Consider the following 23,443-nt stretch of genomic DNA (forward strand, 5'->3'; position numbering starts at 1 on the left):
GGTCAGTTCCGTTCACTATAAATTCGCGGATATTCGTTATATCCACAGCGTGTGAACGGGCAGGGGGACGTTTCGCCCGTCCCCCTGCACCCCCGGCATTGCGCTGAAAACCTGCCGCTGCGCGGTCCGCTCCACTCCGGCTTCATCTGGCGGACCGGGCGGGACTCGACGTCCCTGTCTCGACCCGCCCTCTGGCCGCCGTCCTGGCGGCCAGTCCTGGATGCGCGCCTGCGTTCCCGCCAGGTTTCCTTGATGCGCCCAACCCCCCCGGCGGTGAGCCCGCAGTAAACCTGCAACTGCCTGACCGCTGAAAGTGATAAAAAACTGTTTCTTTAAGCAGCGACGAATACGCTGCTGAAACCACAAAACCCACAGCGATGCCCTGGTGCCCGCTGAAACCGGCGAACCGGAGACCCGAAGACAAGGGCTGGACGCCAGGGATGGCGGCCAGAGGCGAATCGAGGCATGACGCCGAGTTGAGCCGACCGCAGGCTGAGGGCCGGGAGGTGAGCGCAGTGCGCAGCACCGGTTTCTTTGCGGGACCGCGGGGATTGTAAAGGGGGGGACGGTTTTCTCCCCCTTTACCCGTTCACGGGCGACGGTAGTTCATTTTCTGCGGGATTACGGTGAACGGAACCCGTGGCGCAGGGCCTGTATTTATGGTTTTCCAGGTCAGGTAAGGCGTCAGCCGCCACCTGACAGGAATGCGGGCATGGTAGCGAAACCCGGCCTGTTATCCTCCGGTGGCGCTGCTCTGGGGCCTCATATTCTGGTTCAGTGGGTTGTTCCGTTCACCGTCAGTACGAGGATATTCGTTATCTCCGCAGCGTGTGAACGGGCAGGGGGACGTTTCGCCCGTCCCCCTGCACCCCCGGCATGGCGCTGAAAACCTGCCGCTCCGCGGTCCGCTCCACTCCGGCTTCATCTGGCGGACCGGGCGGGACTCGACGTCCCTGTCTCGACCCGCCCTCTGGTCGCCGTCCTGGCGGCCAGTCCTGGATGCGCGCCTGCGTTCCCGCCAGGTTTCCTTGATGCGCCCAACCCCCATGCGGTGAGTCCGTTATTCGTCAGGGGCTTTTCAGAGGCTGAAAATTATAAAAAGGTTATATCCTTTATATTTCAGCCTGTATCAGCTCAGTAAGCGAATCAACTGAATCAGATTTTCGTTTAAACCACCGATTGACAGAACCGCTCAGCCAGCCATAAACGCAACTGACCAGCATTACGACAGGTGGCGTCGGCAATATGGCTTTCGGTTGGCGCAAATCGGCACGCATCAGGCTGGACGACGCCTGGTCTCTGGATTTACGCTATACGGTTACAGCGAGCGAGTTTCTTCAGGAAGGATAGCAATGAATAATGCATTTTTGTCGATTCACCCGGACCAGGTGACATTCTCGTCGCCAGCCATTTCCCTGCCAGTCGGGTATGCCTCCGTGGCCGGGCGGTTTTTCCGTCACAGGATCCCTTCGCCTTATGATGTCGAGATGGCGATCGCAACCATCGAAGACTGTATTCAGGCTGAGACCGGGTTACACGCCGTTGCCGGGACATTCCGCTGTTCTGACGATTATCTGAAAGCGATTTCGCGGATTGCGGGTGAGCTTAACCCCCTGACCCAGGGCGATATTGAAGATCTGTTCAACAGGGTTGCCGATGTGGTTTCCGGCAGTCCGTGGCGGGAGGAGGCATTCCCGGATGACCCGCATTTTATCAGCTACCTGATCATTCTCCGCGAGCTGTCGCACCATCTGAATATTCAAAATATTTACCTGCCTGAGAGTGAGCGCAGGGCATCCCATTGATGGTATTCCAGCGGGCCTGGTCGCAAAAAAACGTGCCCGTTGTGGTCGTCGCCGAAACGGAGGCAATCTATATTTCCGCCCGGCGTCTATTTCAAACCATCTCCTTCGTATTTACCGCCGGGCGCAGCGTGCCGCGTCTTACCAGACGCGCATCAAACAACTGGCTGCCCGCTGCGTCCGCGCAGGGAGAGAGAAGCCGTTCACATGCGGCTTCCGCCATCTCCGCCAGCGGCTGCGAGAAGGTGGTGAGCTGGTAGCCCAGCCAGCTGGCCTGCTCAATATCATCGAAGCCGATCACACAGAGATCTTGCGGAATGCGAAGGCCAAATTCGTAACGAGCGGCATCAATAAAGCCGCAGGCGATAAGGTCGGTGACGCAGAATATACCGTCGGGAGGCGTATTCTGGTTTAACAGTTCCCGTGCGGCGAGCACGCCGGTCTGGTAGCTGGCGCTGCCGGGGCGGATAAGCGCCACATCGGTATTGGCTGCGGCGGCGGCCGCCAGAAAGCGGGTTTCACGGATCACCATACTTGGTGAACGGGCGGCGGAAGAGACGATGGCCAGATTCCGGCATCCCGCGGCAATCAGATGGTCAAATGCCGCGTTCATTGTCGCGCTGTAATCGATATCGATATTCTCTGCGTTGGGGAACTCCCCCTGGCGGTTGATCAGGATCACCTGCTGTCCGCTTTGCAGGCACTGTTCGATCAGAGACGCAGGCGGTTTACCCGACAGCACGATAGTGGCGGTCGAACGATAGTTCAGCGTCTGCTGCAATGCCGCCCTGACATTCGCTTCACCGTCATCGGTGTTAATCACCATAACCGCCCGTCCGGCTTTGTGCAGGCGGCGGGTCAGGTGCTCAAGCAGGCGGGACTGATAAGGCGATGACAGGTTGCCGCCAAGAATACAGACCGGGCGGCTGGCTTCTTTGGAAAGGCCGCGCGCCAGGTGGTTGACGTGATAATTCAGCGCCTCTGCGGCAGCAAGCACTTTGCGTCGGGTTTCGGCGGAAACGCTTCTCCCCGGGGTAAAGGTGCGCGACACCGCCGAGCGGGAAACGCCCGCCAGGCGCGCCACCTCGCTGGCGCTGGCGAAGCCGGGATTGTTGTTCTGCGCGTTATTGCTCATGGCCTTGCTCCACGGCGGCAATTGCCCGTTCGCGCATAACGGCATGTTCGGCCAGGCGAGTCAGCGACGGTTTCGGCGTTTCAAACCATTCATCGGGATGGAGCTGACGCCGGTCGCGGACCCGGGCGATGGCGTCGTCGAGAGTCGGGAAGCGTTCCGGGCACTCCAGGTGCATAAACAGCGCGACAAGCGCCACGGAACGGCTGCGACCGCCGCGGCAGTTGACGAGGATGTTGCCCCGTTTACGATTGCGGTAGGAGGCTTTGTTCGGGATCTGTTGCAGCAGCGCCGAACGCATCAGGTGATAGCCCGCATGCAGCATCTCCGGCGCGTTGCCCTCACCATCAACAAGCCCCAGCTTATAGTAGCGCACCGGCCCTGCGCCGTGGCAAAGCAGATGCGCCGCAGTGGCCGCTTCCGGCAGGATCACCCAGTCAATATCAAGGTTGACCGCGCAGTTAATGACGATGCCGATATCATGTTCCGCCAGCAACGCTGTATCGCTCACCCCGCAGGAATCGCCGATGTAAATATTCATCCCCCAGCCGGGAAAATCTTCCTCTATCAGACTGATTGCCGGGCGAGGATAGCGCACGCCCGGCGGTTGCGCGGCAGCGGAGGTGGAGGACTGCGCATCGAGCGCCAGCGGAATGCCCGATGCGCGAGCCAGCGCGACGGCGATGCCCGGCGCGACGGCCAGTACCGGCAAGCCATTGAAGATACCTTCGGCGCTATCGGGTATGATGCCGGTCCGCCCGCCCGCTTCACGCACCAGCAACAGTCCGGCCAGGCAATCCCAGGCGTTCATATGCATCTCGATATATCCGTCGGTGCGGCCTTCCGCCACCCAGGCCAGCGCCAGCGCCCCGGAGCCGCCGCGACGTACGCTGGCGCCCAGCGTGAGGAGGGACGCCATGACGTCCAGGTAGCGGCGCTGGCTGTGACGCGCCGACCACCCCAGTTCCACGGCGGCGCGCTGCGGGTCGGTAATCGCGGTACAGCGCAGAGGCTGGCCGTTTTTCAGCGCGTAGCGGCCGCGACGAGCCTGATAAAGTTCCTGGCTTACCGGGTTATAAATTGCCCCCAGTTCGGTGACGCCGCGACACACCCAGGCGATGCAGACGCAAAAATGGGCAATGCCGCGGGCAAAGTTGGCGGTACCGTCAATCGGGTCCACCACCCACAGGCTCTCCGCGCTGGCGGGCTGGCTGGCGCTCTCTTCGCCGAGAATCAGATCGTCCGGAAAAGCCTCGCGAATCGCGCCGACAACCTCGCCTTCAACGAACGTATCGGCCTCGGTCAGAAAATCCTGAGGGCCTTTAAGCGCATATTCGCCCGCTTTGCGGGAGACGAAGAAGCGCAGGGCGGTATCCCCGGCGGCGACAATAATGCGTTTGAGCGCCGTTTCATGCTGTTCAATATCGATAGTGGTCAAGGTATGTGCCGCCTGTTCTGAATGAAAGATATTTTGTTTTGTCGCCGTACCGGAACGTTATTTTTTATCGTTCAGGCTCCAGAAGTCCTGCCAGTTCTGGCGGCTTTGCCAGTCCTTTTGTACCGTAGCGGTGTGGTATTCCATTAATTCGCCGCGATATTGTTCAATGCCGGACTCCTCATCGGCCGGGAGTGAGACCGTCTGGTTGGTGGACATTTTGCCGTCTATGCCCTGCGGCGCGATGCCTTCGGCGGTCAACAGATAGTGAATAAATAACTTCGCGCTATTGGGGCTTTTACTGCCGGTGGCGATTACGCCGAGGCTCGGGTAATTCCAGCCGATAAACGGCTTTAATCCGCTGCACAGTCCAAGCTTCATTCCCAGCTTGTTGTCGCGGAATTTGGCGGTGGAAACCAGGCCGACAAAGTCGGTTTTGCTATCCGGCGCGCCGATGGCGGAGGCGGCATCATTATCCGAATGGGTCAGCAGTACGCCATTGCCCGCCAGCGCTTTCACCCATGCCGCGGTGGCCGATTTCTCATCGGTTTTCAGCGGTTTGCCGAATGCCTGCTGATACGCGTCGCGAACCTGCTGGTCGTAGTGGGTTTCCATCTGGCTGAACCAGTCGGTATAGGCCGGTTTGCCGGTGGGGTCCTGCATGGCCACCCGACCGTGCCACTGGGATTCGGTTAGCTGCCAGATATTGTTAATCGGGCAGGTGGCGTGATGCGCGGTATTATAGGCGAACACGTTCGGGGCCAGAACCACGGTCAGCGGCTTCTGATAGCGGGCGGCGATGCGGCCTTTCAGATCGTCCGGCACCCAGCTCTGCACATAGCCTTTATTCAGTAGCTGAATCATCCCCGCAGGCGCATCCTCAACAATGGCGACATCGGCCCGCACATTCTTCGCCTGGGCTTCCCGGCTCATAATCTCGATAATCTGCGGCGCATCGGCTTTTACGCCGCTGGCCTGTAGCCCATATTTCGCGCTGAAGGCTTTCGCCTGTTGCACGATTTTACCGGTGGAAGCATACACGGTAAGCGGCGGCTCTTTCTTCGCGGCGGCGATCAGTGCCTGAAGGTTAAAGGTTTCAGCCCGGACACAGGGCGCGCTCAGTAGAGCGCTGGCGATCAACACGGCGGTAAAATTACGCTTCATAGTGGTTCCTCAGGAGTCAGTATCCGGTTAATTCGTGCCAACGTCGTGACGTAGCCCGTTGTGATTAAAGAAGTGCAGGGACGCGGTCGGTAGCAGGCAATGCACCTGCTGGCGAGCCTGCCAGCGAGGTCGAATCTGCGTGGAGTGAAACAGCCGGTCCTCGCCGGCAACCAGCTCAATCACCCAACTGCCGCCGGTGGGCATAATGTTATCGATAATCATCGGGATACTGTGGTTGTCTGAAGCGTCGCTGAGGACGATTTCTTCCGGGCGGATGCCGCAGTGTCGGGCCTGCCCGGACAGCGCGAAGCGCCGTTGCAGGTGCTGCGCCAGCCCGCTGTCTGGCTGGTGAAGCGGGATCATATTCAGGCGCGGCGTGCCGATAAACTCGGCAACAAAGCGGTTTGCCGGGGTAGTGTAGATCTCATCCGGCGTTCCCACCTGCTGCATTTGTCCGGCGCTCATCACCGCAATCGTGGTGGCCAGGGTCATGGCTTCCCACTGGTCGTGGCTGACAAATACGATGGTGGTGCCAAAGGTTTCATGCAGGCGGCGCAGCTCGGCGCGCATCTCCAGGCGCAGCGTGGCGTCGAGATTGGAGAGCGGTTCGTCCAGCAGCAGTACGCCGGGATTGACCGCCAGCATCCGGGCGAGGGCAACGCGCTGCTGTTGGCCGCCGGAGAGCTGAGCCGGATAGCGCCTGGCGTAATCGGCAATTCGCAGTTTTTCCATGACATCCTGGCGGCGGGCAATACGCTCTTTCGCGGGGATTTTTTGCAGGCGGAGGCCAAAATCAACGTTTTGCTCCACGGTCATATGCGGCCAGAGAGCATAGCTTTGAAAGACCAGGCCAATTCCGCGTTTTTCCGGCGGTACGTAAATACCGCGATCCACCGAATCGACGATCTTATCGCCGATGGCGATCTCCCCGCCGCTGGTGTGCTCAATTCCGGCAATCATCCGCAGAATGGTGGTTTTGCCGCAACCGGATGGCCCCAGCAGGCACATAAATTCGCCATCTTTCACCGTCAGGTTGAGGGCGTTAACCGCCGGAGCATCGCTGCCCGGATAGGTTTTCGTCAGATTGTTTAAATAAATCGCGGGCATGTTATTTCTCCAGACTATCAGCCAGACCGGTACCCGTGATCTTCTGGATCATCACCGTGCCGGCCCATGAAATCAGCGCAATCATCAGCACCACGGCATTGGCCGCCTGCTGGTAGTTGTAATCAATCAGGCGCAGGGACCAGGTGGTCAGCACGTCCGTTGCCGGAGTGGCAAGGATGACGAACAGGCTGACGCCTTTGATGCCGGAGATAAACGGCAGCAGTATGCCGGCTGCCAGAGGGGCCGCCTGAATAGGGATGACGATACGGCGAATGCGGGCGATCCAGCCTGCTCCGGCGATCCGCGCCGCTTCTTCGGCTTCTTTACCTAACTGAGTCATTGCGGCAATACCCGCGCGGCTGGCATACGGCATTTTTTCCGCAATCAGCGCCAGGATCAGAATCGACGGTGTGCCGTAGAGCGCCGGAACCGGCCCCCGGGCTACGGCAAACAGCGAGAGAAACGCGGCGGCAAAGGCGATACCCGGCACCAGATAAGGCAGGAAGGTGAGCTGGCGCAGGCAGGCGGCCACCCAGCGAAAGTGGCAGCGCATCACCACATAGCCGACCAGCAGACCCAGCACGCCGCAGGCGACGGATGCCGAACCGACAATCAGCAAGGTATTCCAGACCGTGCGCCAGAACTCCGGCGTCAGCAGAATCCCGTTGCGCAGGGCAACGGTATCGAGATTGTGCCCAATCCAGTAAGCAAGAGTGAAGTTATCGGCGGTGAAGCGGCCAGGCAGCATCATTATCGTCGACAGAAACAGCGTCAGCAGAGGAATCACCATCCCCAACAAGACGAATAACAGCGGCAGCGCGGCGGCGGCTGCGCGCCAGCGTCCCAGGCTGCGGCGACGTTCCATCACGCCTTTACCGCCCACGGTCACAAAACGTTTTGCCTCGCGTAGCATCTTCATATCCAGCATCAGGGTCAGCATCCCCATCAGCATAATCACCGTGGCCATCACCGCCGCGACGCCGGACTGACGCGTGCCGATTGCCCGGTACAGTCCGGTGGAGAGGGTATCAAAATGTACCGGCAGGCCAAGAATATAGGGGAGGGCGAATTCGCCGATGCAGTCGGCGAAGATTAACAGCGCGGCGGAGAATAGCGCCGGGCGCACCAGCGGGATAATAACTTTAAAGGCGATAACCATGCGCGAGGCGCCGAGCACCCGCGCGGACTCTTCCATCTGGCTATCCATGCGTTTCAGCGCGTTGCCGACGATCAGAATCACCAGCGGCGCGTAGTGCAGTACCATGATGACGACGATCGGGAAGTAACCATAGGCCACCCAGTCCGGGGTCTGGATCCCCATCGCCTCAAGCCATCCCGGCTGGCCGCCGATCGCGTTATTTTTGAAAATCGTGTTCCACGCCAGCGCAAAGGTCCAGGAAGGCAGCATAAACGGGACGATCAGCAGGGTGGCAAACCCCTTTCTGCCGACGATATCAGTACGGTTGATCAGCCATGCCAGCGAGACGCCGACGATAAGCGCGATCGTCACGGTGCTCAGGGCCACGCTCAGGGTATTGAGCAGCGGCGTCCACAGCAGCAGGTCTGACATCCGCGAAGTCAGCGTGCGCAGCAGGTACCAGGCGGTAAACGCGCCTTCTGCTGTCCCGGTTCGGCTCTCGTCGCCGCTTTGTACCAGGATCGCGTTTAACAGCACGGAAACAACCGGCGCGAGGATGATCCAACTGAACAACAGCAGCAGTAGCGCGCCCAGCAGATTTGCGGGTTCCTGGCTGATGATCGACAGCCGGTGGCGCAATTTAGGCCACAGGGTGTGGAGACGGATTTCGGATTGGTAAGACACGGGGTTCCCCCTGGCGGTGAAAGACAGACGGGAATATATCGGCGCAATGTGACAGTTTTACGAATTCTTTGCACGTACGTGCAAATTTTGACGGATTTATTTTATCCCCCCATATCGCGATGGGGGGGGAATCAGTTCTGGCGTCAGCGAGCAGCCACTGGCGGCGTTCGGCAAGAGAGGGCGCTATTTAACGTTGCTGCAAAATATCCCGTCACTGAAATACTGTTAAATCTTTGCCATCATCGACCAGATTTTTTTCCGCCAGCCGGACAAACGTATTCAGCGGGCACAGCTCGCCCAGCGTGGTTTCACGGCATCCGGGATAGGTAAATTCAGCCACCGGCAGCGGGTTGTGTTCATTCAGCGGCGAAAGTTGACGCCATTGGTCTAATGTTCTGGCGCTGAAAGTGAGGCGAACGAATCTCTCTCCGGTTTTTTTATCCAGGTAGCGCGCCATAATCAGACTGCCTCCGGGCGGAATATCATTGCGGGGATAGACCGGCAGTTGCCAGTTAAAGCCGAGCATCGTCTGGATCTGTGCAATATTACTATCATGGCCAACAAAAATAACCAGCGGGCTTTGCAGATGGGTATTTTGCGATGCATTGTCAGATGCTTTTGTACCGGAAGATAGTGCCGCGATTAATTGACGCATTAATAGCGAGCCGCCGTGGCGGGCATATTCCGGCGTATCGCTGATCAGGTCATATTTTGCCGCATGCAGCGCCATTAAACGGTTCACATCCTGGGCATTTTTCACCTGGCCGAATGCGACCTCGGATAACGGCAAGTTTTCGCTATACTGCAGACGAATGGTTTCGCCAATCGAAGCGCCTTTAGATACCGGGCCGCTTAATTTAACTTTACCTTTTTCATTTATTTTAACGTTCCATTCGTTATCCAGAAACGCACAGCTTTTGCGATCGTCGGCGCACACTGCGTGGCGTAAATCCGCGACGGCCGCGGCGTATTTTTTTTGCGCCAGGGCGGAAGAACCGATTCTTTCTTTCACCTGCTGATACACGGCATCTTCATTCGGTCTGGCGATCCCCATTTCAATCGTATCAAAGAGCGGGTCGTGCTGATTCTTCGTGACGTGAATGGCCAGACCGCAGCCGGGGAACATGCCATCCAGTAACGCCTCTCCGGTTGCTCTGGTCCGCTGATCGGGGGCCGCCCATAGCCATACGCTCCCGGGCTTCGGGCAGGATGTGGGCTTCCCGACAGGCAGCCCCTGAGCGCGCCACGCGGCCAGCTGATACGCTCCCTGCGTCAGCATCCCCGCATAGCCATGACCGGTTAAAAAACCATCCGGCACGCTCCATTCCGGCCATTTTTTCCCGGTAGCGGCTTCCAGCGCAGCGGTATCCGTTTGCGGGCGAACGCCGTGGCGGGAGAGCATCACCACTTTTTCCAGCTCATAGCGTGAGGCTTCGGCCGGAGCCGCATGGGACGCGGGTATCAGGCTGGCGCTCAGGCAGACCAGCAGCAGATTTAACGTCAGTAATTTCTTCATTTCGACTCCCGAGGGCGATTAAAATTCGTAGGTTATGCCGGTGATGAATTCCGTCTGTCGTGCGGAATCGCTTTTTGAGACGGCCTCATTTTTTACGCCGATATAGGGTGAAAAATGTTGCGTGAGCTGATATGCCACTTCAACCTTATGCTCAACATCCTGGCGTTTATTATTATATAAATTCTCATTACCGTGATACCAGATGAGGGTGTAACTGAATTTAAAATTGTTTATTTTTTGAGATATTTTTCCTTCAACTTTATCAACGCGCTTAGTCGGTTTTGCATCCCGGTCACTTATCTCTTTGCGATAACGCAGTGAGAGTTGCGTTTTATCAAACAGGCGATACTTAAATTTAATCGATGGCTTATATTTTTGCTCATTGCTTTTAAGGGCGAAGACCATGCCCGGCTCAATACTGAGCTTATCGGTAAGGTCCCGGGTATAATTAAGCTTAAATTCTTTTTCATTAATCTTCCGCCGATCGAAGGCGTCACCGGCATCGCCATTGGCTTTTTCTTGCGGATGAAATTTCAGTTTTACCCCGAGGCCAACGCCTGATTCGAAATCGTGAGAGATTTCCAGTTCATCAGTGTGTTGTCTGGAGATATCCTCGTATTTGTGCGCGTAATTTAATTCCAGCGCCAACGCGGAGTGTGAGAGTAAAATAAAGCCAGTTCCTGCCATCATTGGAAATACAATTTTCTTAATCATGTTGATTCTTATCTTGGTTAATCAGGAGGAACTGGAATTTACGGATGAAATATTTCATTTAAATTTAAGAAATAATTCAATTTTATGAATGTGCTATTTTGTCTGAATGACGAGTGGCGAGTGAAATAGAGAAAATCAGATGATGATATTTATGCACCTTTTGCGGATGGTGAAATATCTTGCACACCAGGGTTCGGAATCTGACCCGCAAAAGATTATTACGGATGCGAATGGCGCAGGAAAAATGTGTTTCTGGCGCAAAAAGTCAGGCCATTCTCCCGAAGGAGAATGGCGGGTAAAACTAGCGAAACAGCCGTTGTGTTTGCCACAAAGCCGTAACACTTAAGAAAACCGTCAACACCAGATAGAGACCAGGGGCAAAATGGCTGCCTGTGGCGCTGATGAGTAGCGTACAGATAAACGGGGCGAACCCACCGAATACCGTGACCGCAATGTTGTAACTGATGGACATCCCACTGGCGCGCGTGGCGACCGGAAAGATATCCGCCATTACTGACGGAATGGTGGAGAAGTAGATAGATTTCAGCAGGGCCATCCAGCCCACCAGCAGGCAAAGCGACAGCGGCGTGACGTTCAGGCTGGTCAGCCAGAAGGCCGGGAGCAGCGTAAAGGCCAGCATCCCCAGCGCCGTCCACAGTAAACGTTCGCGTCCAACGCGCTCCGCCAGCAGACCACTAACAGGGGTTACCACCGTGAGGATCACCCCGGCCAGCAAGGTGGCGCTGTACGCCGATGAGGCTGGTAGCCCCAGCGTTTTGGTCGCCCAGGTTGGCACATAGTTGAGCATGTAGTTAATTGCTGTTGAGACGACCATCAGACCGATCGCCAGCGCCAGCAGCCGTTTTTGCGAACCAAACAGCAGTTTCACCGGATGGCGAGTTTTCGCTGTTCTGGCATAAGCCGTGGGTTCATGCACATGGCGGCGGATCCACAAACCTACCGGGCCAATCAACAGGCCAAAGGCGAACGGCACGCGCCATCCCCAGTCAAGCAACTGTTCCGGCGTCAACCAGTGCGCCAGACCCAGGCCGAAGGCCGAGGCCATCAGGGTACTCGCCCCCTGTGTCGCGAACTGCCAACTGGCGATAAAGGTTTTACGCTCCGGGAAGTGCTCCACAAGGAATGCCGTCGAGCTGCCGAATTCCCCGCCAGCGGAGAAGCCCTGAATCAGGCGGGCAAGCAGAATAAGCAGCGGCGCCGCGACCCCTAATGTGGCATAGCCCGGCATAAAGGTGATCATCGCGCCGCCCAGCATCATCAGGTTGATAGAGAGTAACAGAGACGCTTTACGGCCATGTTTATCAGCATACGACCCCAGTATCACCGCGCCCAGCGGGCGGATCAGGAAGGCGATACCAAAACTGCCGAATGCCAGTAGCAATGACACCGTTGGGTTGGTGGTCGGGAAAAAGACCTGTGCGATATAGCTGGCAAAGAAACCGTAGACTGCAATATCAAACCACTCCAGCGCATTGCCAATACAGGTGGCGAAGAGCGTTTTCACCAGATTCGGGCGTGGGCTGGCCTGGTCTGATTCTCGAACGAGCGCTGTCATTGTGCACCTCCGTTTTGATGCGCAAGGTGACTGGCAAGCAGTGTTGCGCCTTGCTCGCCCAAATCCCAGAACAGACGAGTCATGATGGCAAGGCCCTCACGGGCAATGGCGATCGGTAAATGTTCATCCGGCGCATGTTGTCCGCAGGCGGGATATGAGTGGGGCACCCACAACGTCGGTAACCCTAAAATCCCGGCAAACACATCGTTTGGCAACGAACCGCCAAGGTTAGGCAACAGTGCCGGTTTGATACCGGTGGTTTCCTCCATCGCCGTCAGCGCCCAGCTGACCAGCGGGTCGGTCGGGTCGAAACGCGTTGCGGGAGTCCCGCGTATATCGCTAATGGCGACCATGGAAAAACCGTGGGCGTCCAGATGGTCGCGAACCGCCCGCTCCAGATGCGCCCAGTCAGTTCCGACCACAAAACGTAGCTGGCAGACTGCGGTCGCCTGACCAGGAATCGCATTCATCGGCTGCGCCGGGTTGCCGGTAAGAAAAGAGAGCACCTCCAGCGTGTTCCAGCCGAACAGTTTTTCCGCCGCCGTCAGACCCGGCTCCCCCCAGTTCGGGTCGGTTGCCGGATCGTGCTTACCGCGCGCTGGCGCGATGTCCGCCAGAATGGTTTTTAATGTGGGCGTCAGGGCTGGGGGCTTCAGGGCCGCAAGCTGAATCTCCCCTTTGCCATCCACCAGGCTGGCAATGGCGTTGGCCAGTTGCGTGCCGGGATTACTCAGCAGTCCCCCCCAGTTACCAGAGTGGTAATCTTTGGCGCGGGCATTGATGGTCAGACGGAAGTTAACGCAGCCACGAGAACCGAGGAACAGCGTCGGGCGCTGTGCATTCAGACGCGGGCCGTCGGAGGCGATCAACAGATCGGCCTTGATGCGTGTTTTCAACTGTTCGCATACGGCTGCCAGCCCCGGCGAGCTGATCTCTTCGCCCATTTCGCACAGCCAGACGCAGTTAAAGCCCAGGCGCCCGCTGCGTGCATGGAACACCTGCTCCAGCGCCGCCAGGTTCACGGTGTGCTGGCCTTTGTTGTCCGCCGCACCGCGCCCGTACCAGTTACCGTCGCGCTCGGTCAGCGTCCACGGCGACAACCCTTCCGCCCAGCGGGCATCGTCGCCAAATACCACATCGCCGTGCCCGTAAGACATGACGGTTGGCAAGCTGTCATCTTCCACTCGGCTGGCGAGTAAAAAGGGGCGAGCGGCGTTAACAGGGTTCGCGATAACCTCAGTGGTAAAGCCCATTTCATGAAAAGCCGGAATAAACGCTTCATCATAATAACGGCGCAGTTGTTCATCCCGGTCGCTGCGCTGGCTTTCGCTGGGAATGGCCACCCTGTCGGCAAGCGTGGTTTTAAAATGGCCGCTGTCGAACCACGCCAGCGCCTGCGCAATGATTTGTTGTGTTGTCATGTTGTTTGCCCTGTCTGTCTGCTCCCGATGGGGCAGATCGCTGTTATTGTCTTTTCGTTCTAAACCAGAACAGAGCCTTGCCACAATAATAATAATTGCAATTTGGCGTTGCCTTTTTGATAAGGGTACACTGCACAATTCCAGGGCGAGAGAGAGGAATCCCCTATGATGAGTCATGAGTTGCGCTACTTTTTTGCCGTAGCCACTACCGGATCGTTAAGCACGGCCAGCGCGCAATTGTATGTCGCTGGCTCGGCAATTAGCCGGCAGATCCAGAAACTGGAGATGCGGCTTGGCGTGACGCTTTTCGAGCGCCATTCGCGGGGAATGATCCTCACTGACGCCGGGCAGATTCTGGCGAATCATGTCCGCAAAAGTATGCGCGACATGGAGTTTGCAATGGCCGAGATTCAGGGGCTAAAAGCAGTGCGCAAAGCGTTGGTGCGTCTCGCCTGTACGGATGGTATGGCGTTTGACTTATTGCCAGGCCTGCTGGCGCAGTTTCGCCTGCAGTATCCTGGCGTCAGCTTTGATCTGCAGGTTGGCACCGCCATGCAAGTCGCCGAGTGGATTCGCTGCAACAATTGTGATGTGGCATTTCAGTTTAGCCTCGCGCCTGAACGGGACGTGGAAATTATTGCCGCCTGGCCCGCCCCGGTTCTGTTGCTGCTGGATAATGCACATCCGCTGGTGAAGCAACCGGGCGTGGCGATGGAAGATTTGCACCACTATCCGCTGGCATTGCCCGAGGCGGGCACCACACTGCGTCAGCTATTCGATCTCTCTTGTCGCATGGCGGGCACCTTCCTTGAACCGGCCTTTAGCAGCAATAACTTCTCGGCGTTATACGGGTTTACCCGCCATACGCAGGGGGCTGCTATTGTTTGCAGCCATTTCAGCGTACTGTGGCGGGCGAAACAGGATGGCATGACGCTTAAGGCCATCAATAACACCGCGCTCAGCCAGCGCACTCTGCAAATCCAGGTTCCGGGTAGCAAACACCGACCGACGGTGGTCAATACCTTTCTGGAGATGGCAGCGCAGTTGCTGGACAACGAACATAAACAATGGATGGCGCAACTATTCTGACATCGCGTTTATCATTTTGCTCCGGTGCTATCAGATCCGCGTCGTTAGTGATCGCCACGCACGCTATGACATCCCGCCAGGATAATGCCACTATCACGCATGTCGTCGGGTAAGCATATCGCGCGCTGTTTTCCAGCAGCTCCTGCTACTCACCAAGGCTGCGGAGCCGGGATAAGGCCAGTTGTGTTTGTCCAGTCAGGTTGGTTAATGGTGTGCGCCGTTCATGGAGTGCATCGGCATTAAAACTTTCCGGTTGCCAGATGACAGCGCTGGCCTTTATTGTCGGCGTATTCTCGCTGGTGCCAATAGTCGCATCGTTATTGAAACCGGCATCATCGGTGGCATACTCACCGACACCGTGCTGGTGCTTCTATTCGTGCTTTTTTAATCTGGTTAAATATTTGTTTACACATCGAAATAAATATAAAAATTGTCGGCAGGCAGCGAAATATGATAATTCATGAATATTATGGATAAAACATGGAATAATGTCGGGCCGTGTAAATTGTCTTGAATCTCAGTGGTAGAGCCAATTAAATGAATATACCCGTCATATTTCAAGTTGCTTGCAGGTTTGCCACGGCACTGGCCCAGGTCAGTGACCTGGGATTAGCTATCTGTCATTCTCATTTTAATAAACCCTGCGTATGCAGATTGCGGAAAGGAGCCCCACGTGAACATCGCCACTAAAACACTGGCATCACTGCTGGTATTCTCCATACCATTTAGCAGTTTTGCCATGCCTCCGGTCGGTCCTGGCCCCTTCGGGCATCACCCCGGCTGGCATGGACCGGTTCTTTTCCACAGAGGGCCGGGACCATTTCCCCATGGTGGGCCATATCCTCACCCTGGATACCGCGTGAATATATTGCCGGGGCTTGCCACAACATTATTACTCGGCGGAATAACCTATTACATTGTCAATGGTATTTATTATCAACGTCAGGCGGATCATTATATTGTTGTTGATGCGCCAGACACTGTCAGCAGCAGCCTTCACCCGCTGGATTATAACGGAAAGCGTTATTACGTTGAGGACGGCCATTATTATGAACGAGATATTAATGGTCATTATACTGAAGTGCCTCGCCCGCCAGGTTTATAACTCCACGATGTATGATGCGCCAGTCTTTATCAGACTGGCGCGGTAAGAGAATCGGGTTGCTTTACGGTCATACGTTGAGCTCAGAATCTTGATTTTATGGATGCGGCATACATGGGAAATTTCGGCAACGGGAGGCTGAGTCTGATCTTACTCGCTATTAGTGGACACGCTATTAAGCGCGAGGATTTATTGAAGAAACAGAATGTCACGGATAGTTGATGATAGTCTTCAATGCGTTCGAGCAACTCAGGCAACTGTTTCAGAGGCAGGGCAGGATAATGCCGTCTGACTGACGAAACCGTCATTCTCTGGCTTTGTTTAAGCCACTTCAAGAGCAGACAGACGTCACAGCGTGATAAATAAGGTTTACGGGGTGAGAGGTATATCACCTGTGGGTGCCAGGTTTGACGCCTTGTAGACATGAGGGTGCGTTACGTTGGTGCAGAAATGAATGTTTCTGCACTTATTGTGTGAAGGTTATTTGTGCAAGTCACCTTCTGTTTTTGTGAAAGCTCTTGAGGACATAACCGTGAGGCTGGCTTGAACGCCAACGCATCAGCTATATTTCTGATTATGCTCAGTTTACGTTACGCAAAGGATCAGGCTTGTAGAGAGTATTCAGTACCATCAGGTCAAGTAACATTCACCGGAGCTCCTCCGGGGTACCATAGCCCACCAGCTTCTAAAAGCCTGCCCAATGCTTTTAATACTTTGCCTGCCTCCTTGTGGAGGCAAATGGCAGATTGGATCAATGCTGCCGCTTAGTAACACCCTAAAGGCTGTATTCCTTATTTAACAGCTTTTAGGCTGTAAAATTGATATAACAGCCTTTAGGGTGTATGTTTAGAAAACAGCCTGCAAGTTGTATCAGAGGAAACTACTGAGGCCAGTTTATGATCAATAATGATTACCCGTTAAACACGCTCAACCAGCTGCGTCCCTTGCTCATTGGTTTTCGCAAGGCGAATGGTCTTACGCAAAAAGACCTGTCCGAAAGGTTAGGTGTCACTCAACAGACATACGCACGTCTGGAAGCCAACCCTGCCAGTGCGAGCATTGAACGGCTGTTTAAGGTGTTTTCCGTCCTGGGTGTAAAAATCAGCTTCTCCTCGGCAACCACCTCTTCAGAAAAGAAGCAGACGGAAGAAATACTTAAATTAAGCTCACCTGCACGACAGGAGAATTGGTAACGATATGAGCCGGAAACAGCAGCGTCTGGCAATCTGGATGAACGGCATCAGGGTTGGGTACTGGGAAAAAAGTAAAGGGGTGGACAGCTTACACTACCTTCCAGAATGGAGGTAAGCGTCGTCTCAATACCGTCTGGCTCTGAAACTACGATCCTGTAACTTAAGTCCCCACTTATTTTGCAGGTGGACACCTAATGCGCGCCAAAGAAAGACTTCCCCGAAAACGATATTCCCCTGAGTTTAAAATGGAACTGGTCAGGCTGGCACTTGAAAAAGAAGGAAGTGTTGCTGCGCTGGCCCGACAACATGATGTCAATGACAACCTGCTCTTTAAATGGATAAGGCTCTGGCAACGTGAAGGACGTGTCTGCCACCCACGGAAAAACGCATCGTCGCTTCCTGCTCTCATACCCGTGCAGCTTCGGGCTGAGCCATCTCTCCCAACGTCCAAACCGCCATCCTGTTCACCTCAGACTGCCTGTCACATAAAATGTCGGGGCGGAGATATAACACTGACTCATCCCTCAACTGAACTCATCACCACAGTCCTGCGCGAACTGATGCGGGGGCCTGTATGATAAATCTTCCTGCAGGCACTAAAATCTGGCTGGTTGCCGGTATCACCGACATGCGCAACGGCTTCAACGGCCTGGCGGCAAAAGTGCAGACGGCACTGAAAGACGATCCGATGTCCGGCCATGTCTTCATCTTCCGGGGCCGCAGCGGCAGTCAGGTTAAACTGCTGTGGTCCACCGGTGACGGGCTGTGTCTGCTGACCAAACGGCTGGAGCGTGGGCGCTTCGCCTGGCCCTCTGCCCGTGATGGCAAAGTGTTCCTGACGCCGGCACAGCTGGCGATGCTGATGGAAGGTATCGACTGGCGACAGCCGAAACGGTTGCTGACCTCCCTGACTATGCTGTAGGCCTCTTTAACCCTGGTTGTCGCAGAATAAGCCTGGTAAAATACGGGCTTATGAACGACACCTCATCTGACAACATCCTTCTGCTGAAACAGCGCCTTGCCGAACAGGAAGCGCTGAACCGTGCCCTGCTGGAAAAGCTGGCCGACCGGGAGCGCGAAATAGACCATCTGCAGGCGCAGCTGGATAAGCTTCGCCGGATGAACTTCGGCAGTCGTTCCGAAAAGGTCTCCCGCCGTATCGCACAGATGGAAGCGGACCTGAACCGGCTACAGACAGAAAGTGATACGCTGACTGGCCGGGTGGATGACCCGGCCGTGCAACGCCCGTTACGCCAGACCCGCACCCGCAAACCGTTCCCTGAATCACTCCCCCGTAACGAAAAACGACTGCTGCCGGTGGAGCCGTGCTGCCCGGACTGCGGCGGTGCGTTGAGCTACCTGGGTGAAGATGCCGCCGAACAGCTGGAGCTGATGCGCAGCGCCTTCCGGGTTATCCGGACCGTGCGGGAAAAACACGCCTGCACAAAATGCGACGCTATCGTGCAGGCCCCCGTGCCTTCACGTCCCATCGAGCGGGGTATCGCCGGACCGGGGCTGCTGGCCCGGGTACTCACATCAAAGTATGCAGAACATACCCCGCTTTACCGCCAGTCAGAAATATACAACCGTCAGGGTGTGGAACTGAGCCGTTCACTGCTGTCGGGCTGGGTGGATGCATGCTGCCGGCTGCTGTCCCCGCTGGAAGAGGCGCTTCAGAACTATGTCCTGACCGACGGCAAACTCCATGCCGATGATACCCCCGTCCAGGTGCTGCTGCCGGGTAATAAGAAGACGAAGACCGGGCGGTTGTGGACGTACGTTCGTGATGACCGCAACGCCGGGTCAGCAGTCGCGCCAGCGGTGTGGTTCGCTTACAGTCCGGACAGAAAAGGCATCCACCCGCAGAGCCATCTTGCCGGCTTCAGCGGCGTGCTACAGGCGGACGCGTACGCCGGGTTCAACGAGCTGTACCGCAATGGAAAAATAACGGAAGCCGCGTGCTGGGCTCACGCCCGCCGCAAGATCCACGACGTACACGTCCGCACCCCGTCAGCGCTGACGGAGGAAGCCCTGAAACGTATCGGCGAGCTGTATACCGTTGAGGCAGAAATAAGGGGAATGCCGGCAGAACAGCGCCTTACTGAACGTCAGCAAAAATCTAAACCACAGCTGAAAGCGCTGGAAAGCTGGCTGCGAGAAAAGATGAAAACGCTGTCGCGCCACTCGGAGCTGGCGAAGGCGTTCACATATGCGCTAAACCAGTGGCCGGCACTGAGGTACTATGCAGATGATGGCTGGGCTGAGGCASACAATAACATCGCTGAAAATGCGCTGCGGATGGTCAGTCTGGGAAGAAAGAACTGGCTGTTCTTCGGCTCAGACCACGGTGGTGAGCGTGGAGCGTTGCTGTACAGTCTGATCGGGACGTGCAAACTGAACGGCGTGGAACCAGAAAGCTACCTTCGCCATGTCCTTGATATTATAGCAGACTGGCCGGTCAATCGGGTGAGTGAACTGCTCCCCTGGCGCGTGGCACTGCCAACTGAATAACACATCCCCGTCAATACGGTTCTCGCTGGACGCTTACGAATGGAGTGCTGACGAACTGGGAAGGCCTCTGTCATCGCCATTACGAAAATATCAGGCTGACGGCGTGTAAGAATCCCGCTAAACCGGACCATACACTTTTAGAGATCTTCCGGCATACTGATTATGTCCTCCTGAGGAGATCGCCATGCGCAAAGCCCGATTCACCGAGCACCATCTCAGGCGACCGTGAGTCACGTTCAGCAGCCCGTTGCTGCGCCGGGTTGATGTTCAGTGCCAGCAGTTTACGGATACCTTCACGCTGCTGGCGGGCATCAGACAGGGAGACGACAGGCCAGGCTCCCAGTGCAATGCGGGATTCTTTACCGTTAATTCGGTACTTGAGATCCCAGAGACGGGAACCGCCAGGCTTGACCAGCAGATACAGACCGTGGGAATCGGAGACTTTAAAGGGTTTTGCGGATGGTTTTAAGTTGCGGATTTTTGAGTCGTTAAGAGACATTTGGGGGTCACTCCGTCATCGAACCAACTTGACCCCAAATCTGACCACCAGGTTTTCCCGATGCGGAGGGTAAAATCAAAATGCACCGGGAAGAGTTTTCACGCTAACCTGTTGAATCAACATCAGATAAGGATTCGCAAAGATGCATGAAAACAGGAAATTGGCTCCTCTGACTGGACTCGAACCAGTGACATACGGATTAACAGTCCGCCGTTCTACCGACTGAACTACAGAGGAATCGTGTGAACGGGGCGCATACTACTGTCCACCGTTTTTTGTGTCAATACTAAATTTAACTTACTGATTCAAATGGTTAAATTTAACACAGTCCGTTGTTTTAGTGTACCGTCGGGTCATTGTCCTCGCTTTGCGAGTTAGTGTCGCCCAATCTCTCCAGGGGATTCTGGCGATAAAAATGACAAAAGCGTTGCCAAAGAGAGGGAAAGCGTGGGGCAAACAGTGCTGGCGCGCTAAAGAAATATTCAGAGAGCACGGCAAAACATTCGGCAGGATCGGTCGCGGCATAGGCGTCAATACTGGCCGCGCTTTCTCCAACCAGATCAATTTCATCCTGGATGTTATTCATTGCGGCATGGAGATCGTGTTCCCAGCCAGCGACGTCACGTAAAGCGATGAAAGGCACGCCACTCGCACGATCGCCATTACGGACATCTAATTTATGCGCTACTTCATGGACTATGAGGTTAAAACCTGATGCGTCAAAGGAATCCTGAATATCCAGCCAATTGAGAACAACGGGACCCTGTTGCCAGCTTTGACCCGATTGTATGACGCGCTGATTATGTACCAGGCCGATGTCGTCTTCCCATTCGTCATCAACGACGAACTCTGCGGGGTAGATAAGCACTTCGTGAAAACCGTCTAACCACTCAAGCCCCAGTTCGAGAACTGGCAGGCAAAACAGGAGTGCAATACGCGCGTTCTGCAGGGGAGTGAGTTCAAGCCCTTGCAACGCAACAAGACGCTTTTGTTGTAAAAAACGGGCTGCCATTTGCTGCAGCTTCTGCTGCTCCTGATCGGAGAGATTGGCTAAAACAGGGATGGCAAGCGCCTTTTCCCAGGGGATTTCTGCGTTGCCGGACTCTTCACCTACTTTCCAGGGCCATTTAAACATCATTTTGCTCGCAAAGTCGTCACTTGAACTGAATTAAAGAGACAGGAACTATTAAAATGCCAAAGAACCTGGCATTATAGCAACTTCAATAACGGAGAGATGCCGGAGCGGCTGAACGGACCGGTCTCGAAAACCGGAGTAGGGGCAACTCTACCGGGGGTTCAAATCCCCCTCTCTCCGCCACTATTCAAACACTTACGTGATTTCCTTTCAACGACTCCCATCACACTTGGTATAGTGTTGGTATATTCAATTGGTATATTTTCTTCAATCATCATCTCCTGGTTTTTCCGGAATCGGAAGATCTCTTGTCGGCGAAACTGTCGACTTAACAAACTGACCATTGACGCGGCGGTGTTTTATTATACTGCTGAGTTATTACTAACAGAGCTAATCTTTAAAAGATCCGCAATCAACGCTGGGCCAGTAGGTTGCCACGCCAGGCGTTCTCGGGTGAGAGTACTTGAGGCTGACATATCATGATCAATCAGCAAACTCATCCAGCCAAAATGTTCTTTTGCATCTTGAGTTGCGATACGTTTAACGGATACGTTCAGAATATAACCGATAACTTCAGCAAGAGTGCACATAGGAATTCCTTCTTCCGTTACCGCGTGATAACGGCTATTGGGGCTATTTTTCTCCAGCGCGCGTAAATAGACATCAGCCACATCGCTGATGTGCGCGGCTGACCATCGGTTTTGACCTTCTTCAACATACCCGGATACGCTTTTCTGGCGGGCAAGTTCGATCAGTAGAGTGACTAATCCTTGTTTATTTGTGTCATGAACTTGCGACAGGCGTACCACAGAAACGTTAACACCGCGTTGTGCAACGGTCAGTCCGGCTAATTCCGCCGCCCGTCGCGGCTTAGGATGTTCGGGATTAGCGTAATGCCTTTAAACGTGTGATGGGTTATTCATTCAGGCAGCATCATTAGATGACTTCTAAATATAGCGCATGTCTTCAATCTATTAATTGTTGATGCGGTCTGGTGTGGGCTTTGATTCCGGTTTTGCCCTTAAGGAGGCGTTGAGTTGGGATCGCTTATTCCACCCTAGAACTCACTTTCAATACGCTGGCATGCGACGACTTACAAGCGACAGATATAAAAAATCCACGCCAGGCATGGATTTTAGAGCACGTGCGGGAGCAGCGGGTTAGTGTTCGCACCGGGCTATCAACAGCGCCAGGTCGACGAGGCGATTAGAGAATCCCCATTCATTGTCGTACCACGCCAGAATTTTAACCATATTGCCGCCAATCACCCGTGTTGACAGACCGTCGATAATGGAAGAACGCGGGTCACCCTGGTAGTCGCTTGAGACGAGCGGTTCATCACTATAGCCGAGGATCCCTTTCAGTGGCCCCGTCGCAGCGGCATCACGAAACGCATTATTGATCTCGTCTACTGTCACATCCCGCGCAAGCGTTACGGTCAGGTCGACAATAGATACCACCGGAACGGGGACGCGCAGCGAGTAACCGGTTAAGCGGCCATCCAGCCCGGGGATGACTTTGCCAAGCGCCTTCGCAGCACCGCTGGAGTAAGGCACAATCGACAGCGCGGCGGCGCGGGCGCCACGAAGGTCTTTTTCCGGCTGGTCGTGCAGCGCCTGGCTGTTGGTGTAGGCGTGGGTGGTGTTCATCAGACCATGCTTAATACCAAAATGTTGGTGCAGAACCTGTGCGGCAGGTGCCAGAGCGTTGGTAGTGCAGCTCCCATTGCTGACCACGTAGTGTTTATCCGGGGAGTAGAGGCCATCATTAACGCCCATCACGATGGTTAAATCATCGTTTTTCCCGGGGGCGGAGATAATCACTCGCTTTGCGCCACCGCGGTGGATATGCACCGCCGCCTTGTCACGCTCAGTAAAGAGCCCCGTTGCTTCAATGACGATATCGACTTCACGCTGACGCCACGGGATATTGGCTGGGTCGCGTTCGCTGAACACGGTGATGGGTTTACCGTCAACCACAAGCTGCCCCTCGCCGGCAGTGACGTCGGCATTGAGTTTACCGAGCAGCGAGTCGTATTTCAGCAGATGCGCCAGCGTTTGACTATCTGTCAGATCGTTGATTGCTACGACCTGAATATCCGGGTTACCCAGCGCAGCACGCAGTACGTTGCGTCCGATACGGCCAAAACCGTTAATACCGACCTTTACCATGATCAACTCCTTGTCTGTTGTCTCTGAAGGTAATGTAGGTCGGTGACGAGTTGG

20 protein-coding genes, 2 tRNA genes and 2 pseudogenes are annotated in these 23,443 nt (G+C 55.3%); 9 read left to right on the forward strand and 15 right to left on the reverse strand.

What is annotated here, in order from left to right:
• The first annotated feature begins 1,352 nt into the window (after positions 1–1,352).
• A complete protein-coding gene (locus FE839_RS22845) occupies positions 1,353–1,805 on the forward strand; it encodes a hypothetical protein (protein WP_138363033.1) in 453 nt (150 codons plus the stop codon).
• Positions 1,806–1,896: 91 nt separating this feature from the next.
• On the opposite strand, the gene FE839_RS22850 is transcribed toward FE839_RS22845, so the two are convergent.
• The 9 genes from FE839_RS22850 to FE839_RS22890 all read right to left on the reverse strand — a co-directional run bounded on the left by FE839_RS22850 (position 1,897) and on the right by FE839_RS22890 (position 13,689).
• A complete protein-coding gene (locus FE839_RS22850; RefSeq protein ID WP_138363034.1) occupies positions 1,897–2,937 on the reverse strand; it encodes a LacI family DNA-binding transcriptional regulator in 1,041 nt (346 codons plus the stop codon).
• Positions 2,927–4,372, reverse strand: coding sequence for an inositol monophosphatase family protein (locus FE839_RS22855; protein ID WP_138363035.1), 1,446 nt, complete (start codon positions 4,370–4,372; stop codon positions 2,927–2,929). The genes FE839_RS22850 and FE839_RS22855 overlap by 11 nt, the downstream gene beginning before the upstream one ends.
• A gap of 57 nt (positions 4,373–4,429) precedes the next feature.
• Positions 4,430–5,533 (reverse strand): ABC transporter substrate-binding protein, encoded by a 1,104-nt coding sequence (locus FE839_RS22860; RefSeq protein ID WP_138363036.1) that lies wholly within the window; start codon positions 5,531–5,533, stop codon positions 4,430–4,432.
• A gap of 27 nt (positions 5,534–5,560) precedes the next feature.
• The gene (locus FE839_RS22865; protein WP_138363037.1) at positions 5,561–6,640 is read right to left on the reverse strand and encodes an ABC transporter ATP-binding protein; all 1,080 of its coding nucleotides are present in this window, start codon (positions 6,638–6,640) and stop codon (positions 5,561–5,563) included.
• A gap of 1 nt (position 6,641) precedes the next feature.
• A complete protein-coding gene (locus FE839_RS22870) occupies positions 6,642–8,462 on the reverse strand; it encodes an ABC transporter permease (RefSeq protein WP_138363038.1) in 1,821 nt (606 codons plus the stop codon).
• Between the two features lie 211 nt (positions 8,463–8,673).
• Positions 8,674–9,978 carry a histidine-type phosphatase gene (locus FE839_RS22875; protein WP_138363039.1) on the reverse strand — a complete coding sequence of 435 codons (1,305 nt, stop codon included), beginning with the start codon at positions 9,976–9,978 and terminating at the stop codon, positions 8,674–8,676.
• An 18-nt stretch (positions 9,979–9,996) separates the two neighbouring features.
• Positions 9,997–10,692: an oligogalacturonate-specific porin KdgM family protein gene (locus FE839_RS22880; RefSeq protein ID WP_138363040.1), complete on the reverse strand. Its 696-nt coding sequence runs from the start codon at positions 10,690–10,692 to the stop codon at positions 9,997–9,999.
• Positions 10,693–10,993: 301 nt separating this feature from the next.
• A complete protein-coding gene (locus FE839_RS22885; RefSeq protein WP_138363041.1) occupies positions 10,994–12,268 on the reverse strand; it encodes an MFS transporter in 1,275 nt (424 codons plus the stop codon).
• Entirely contained in the window at positions 12,265–13,689 is a 1,425-nt protein-coding gene (locus tag FE839_RS22890; RefSeq protein ID WP_138363042.1) for a M20 family metallopeptidase, read from the reverse strand. Before FE839_RS22890 ends, FE839_RS22885 begins: the two co-directional genes overlap by 4 nt.
• A 165-nt stretch (positions 13,690–13,854) precedes the next feature.
• Between FE839_RS22890 and FE839_RS22895 the strand changes: the two genes are divergently transcribed.
• From FE839_RS22895 to FE839_RS22900, 3 genes are all read left to right on the forward strand, one after another.
• On the forward strand, positions 13,855–14,778 hold the full coding sequence (locus FE839_RS22895) for a LysR family transcriptional regulator (protein WP_138363043.1): 924 nt from the start codon (positions 13,855–13,857) through the stop codon (positions 14,776–14,778).
• Between the two features lie 223 nt (positions 14,779–15,001).
• Positions 15,002–15,166 carry a hypothetical protein gene (locus tag FE839_RS24730; RefSeq protein ID WP_171034949.1) on the forward strand — a complete coding sequence of 55 codons (165 nt, stop codon included), beginning with the start codon at positions 15,002–15,004 and terminating at the stop codon, positions 15,164–15,166.
• A 285-nt stretch (positions 15,167–15,451) separates the two neighbouring features.
• Entirely contained in the window at positions 15,452–15,883 is a 432-nt protein-coding gene (locus FE839_RS22900) for a DUF6515 family protein (protein WP_308565059.1), read from the forward strand.
• 215 nt (positions 15,884–16,098) lie between these two features.
• Here the strand turns inward: FE839_RS22900 and FE839_RS25160 are convergent.
• Positions 16,099–16,188, reverse strand: a pseudogene (locus FE839_RS25160) (hypothetical protein); the annotation flags it as partial.
• A 591-nt stretch (positions 16,189–16,779) separates the two neighbouring features.
• On the opposite strand from FE839_RS25160, the gene FE839_RS22910 reads away from it, so the two are divergent.
• The 4 genes from FE839_RS22910 to tnpC all read left to right on the forward strand — a co-directional run bounded on the left by FE839_RS22910 (position 16,780) and on the right by tnpC (position 19,584).
• Entirely contained in the window at positions 16,780–17,073 is a 294-nt protein-coding gene (locus tag FE839_RS22910) for a helix-turn-helix transcriptional regulator (RefSeq protein ID WP_138363081.1), read from the forward strand.
• A gap of 245 nt (positions 17,074–17,318) precedes the next feature.
• Positions 17,319–17,651 (forward strand): transposase, encoded by a 333-nt coding sequence (locus FE839_RS25165; protein WP_421808956.1) that lies wholly within the window; start codon positions 17,319–17,321, stop codon positions 17,649–17,651.
• Positions 17,648–17,995, forward strand: a complete 348-nt coding sequence (gene tnpB, locus FE839_RS22920) for an IS66 family insertion sequence element accessory protein TnpB (protein WP_000609174.1) — start codon at positions 17,648–17,650, stop codon at positions 17,993–17,995. Before FE839_RS25165 ends, tnpB begins: the two co-directional genes overlap by 4 nt.
• 50 nt (positions 17,996–18,045) lie before the next feature.
• Positions 18,046–19,584, forward strand: coding sequence for an IS66 family transposase (tnpC, locus tag FE839_RS22925; protein ID WP_138363045.1), 1,539 nt, complete (start codon positions 18,046–18,048; stop codon positions 19,582–19,584).
• Positions 19,585–19,792: 208 nt separating this feature from the next.
• Here the strand turns inward: tnpC and FE839_RS22930 are convergent.
• From FE839_RS22930 to mtfA, 3 genes and pseudogenes are all read right to left on the reverse strand, one after another.
• A pseudogene (locus FE839_RS22930) lies at positions 19,793–20,083 on the reverse strand (Arm DNA-binding domain-containing protein); the annotation flags it as partial.
• Positions 20,084–20,244: 161 nt separating this feature from the next.
• Positions 20,245–20,320, reverse strand: a tRNA-Asn gene (locus FE839_RS22935).
• A 100-nt stretch (positions 20,321–20,420) separates the two neighbouring features.
• A complete protein-coding gene (gene mtfA, locus FE839_RS22940) occupies positions 20,421–21,221 on the reverse strand; it encodes a DgsA anti-repressor MtfA (RefSeq protein ID WP_171034950.1) in 801 nt (266 codons plus the stop codon).
• Between the two features lie 90 nt (positions 21,222–21,311).
• Here mtfA and FE839_RS22945 point away from each other — a divergent pair.
• A tRNA-Ser gene (locus tag FE839_RS22945) sits at positions 21,312–21,401 on the forward strand.
• A 179-nt stretch (positions 21,402–21,580) separates the two neighbouring features.
• Here the strand turns inward: FE839_RS22945 and FE839_RS22950 are convergent.
• Together FE839_RS22950 and gap are read right to left on the reverse strand one after the other, a co-directional pair.
• Positions 21,581–22,027, reverse strand: a complete 447-nt coding sequence (locus FE839_RS22950) for a Rossmann-fold NAD(P)-binding domain-containing protein (RefSeq protein WP_179951939.1) — start codon at positions 22,025–22,027, stop codon at positions 21,581–21,583.
• A 351-nt stretch (positions 22,028–22,378) separates the two neighbouring features.
• Positions 22,379–23,389 (reverse strand): type I glyceraldehyde-3-phosphate dehydrogenase, encoded by a 1,011-nt coding sequence (gap, locus tag FE839_RS22955; RefSeq protein WP_138363046.1) that lies wholly within the window; start codon positions 23,387–23,389, stop codon positions 22,379–22,381.
• Between the last annotated feature and the right edge of the window lie 54 nt (positions 23,390–23,443).

It is taken from the genome of Klebsiella indica, from assembly GCF_005860775.1.
GTDB lineage: Bacteria > Pseudomonadota > Gammaproteobacteria > Enterobacterales > Enterobacteriaceae > Klebsiella > Klebsiella indica.

Excerpts from the sequence above, each read along its gene's own strand:
- FE839_RS22845 (WP_138363033.1), top strand. The coding sequence starts at position 1,353 with ATGAATAATGCATTTTTGTCGATTCACCCGGACCAGGTGACATTCTCG.
- FE839_RS22850 (WP_138363034.1), bottom strand. The coding sequence starts at position 2,937 with ATGAGCAATAACGCGCAGAACAACAATCCCGGCTTCGCCAGCGCCAGC.
- FE839_RS22860 (WP_138363036.1), bottom strand. The coding sequence starts at position 5,533 with ATGAAGCGTAATTTTACCGCCGTGTTGATCGCCAGCGCTCTACTGAGC.
- FE839_RS22865 (WP_138363037.1), bottom strand. The coding sequence starts at position 6,640 with ATGCCCGCGATTTATTTAAACAATCTGACGAAAACCTATCCGGGCAGC.
- FE839_RS22875 (WP_138363039.1), bottom strand. The coding sequence starts at position 9,978 with ATGAAGAAATTACTGACGTTAAATCTGCTGCTGGTCTGCCTGAGCGCC.
- FE839_RS22880 (WP_138363040.1), bottom strand. The coding sequence starts at position 10,692 with ATGATTAAGAAAATTGTATTTCCAATGATGGCAGGAACTGGCTTTATT.
- FE839_RS22885 (WP_138363041.1), bottom strand. The coding sequence starts at position 12,268 with ATGACAGCGCTCGTTCGAGAATCAGACCAGGCCAGCCCACGCCCGAAT.
- FE839_RS22890 (WP_138363042.1), bottom strand. The coding sequence starts at position 13,689 with ATGACAACACAACAAATCATTGCGCAGGCGCTGGCGTGGTTCGACAGC.
- FE839_RS22895 (WP_138363043.1), top strand. The coding sequence starts at position 13,855 with ATGATGAGTCATGAGTTGCGCTACTTTTTTGCCGTAGCCACTACCGGA.
- FE839_RS24730 (WP_171034949.1), top strand. The coding sequence starts at position 15,002 with ATGGAGTGCATCGGCATTAAAACTTTCCGGTTGCCAGATGACAGCGCT.
- FE839_RS25165 (WP_421808956.1), top strand. The coding sequence starts at position 17,319 with ATGGAACTGGTCAGGCTGGCACTTGAAAAAGAAGGAAGTGTTGCTGCG.
- tnpB (WP_000609174.1), top strand. The coding sequence starts at position 17,648 with ATGATAAATCTTCCTGCAGGCACTAAAATCTGGCTGGTTGCCGGTATC.
- mtfA (WP_171034950.1), bottom strand. The coding sequence starts at position 21,221 with ATGATGTTTAAATGGCCCTGGAAAGTAGGTGAAGAGTCCGGCAACGCA.
- gap (WP_138363046.1), bottom strand. The coding sequence starts at position 23,389 with ATGGTAAAGGTCGGTATTAACGGTTTTGGCCGTATCGGACGCAACGTA.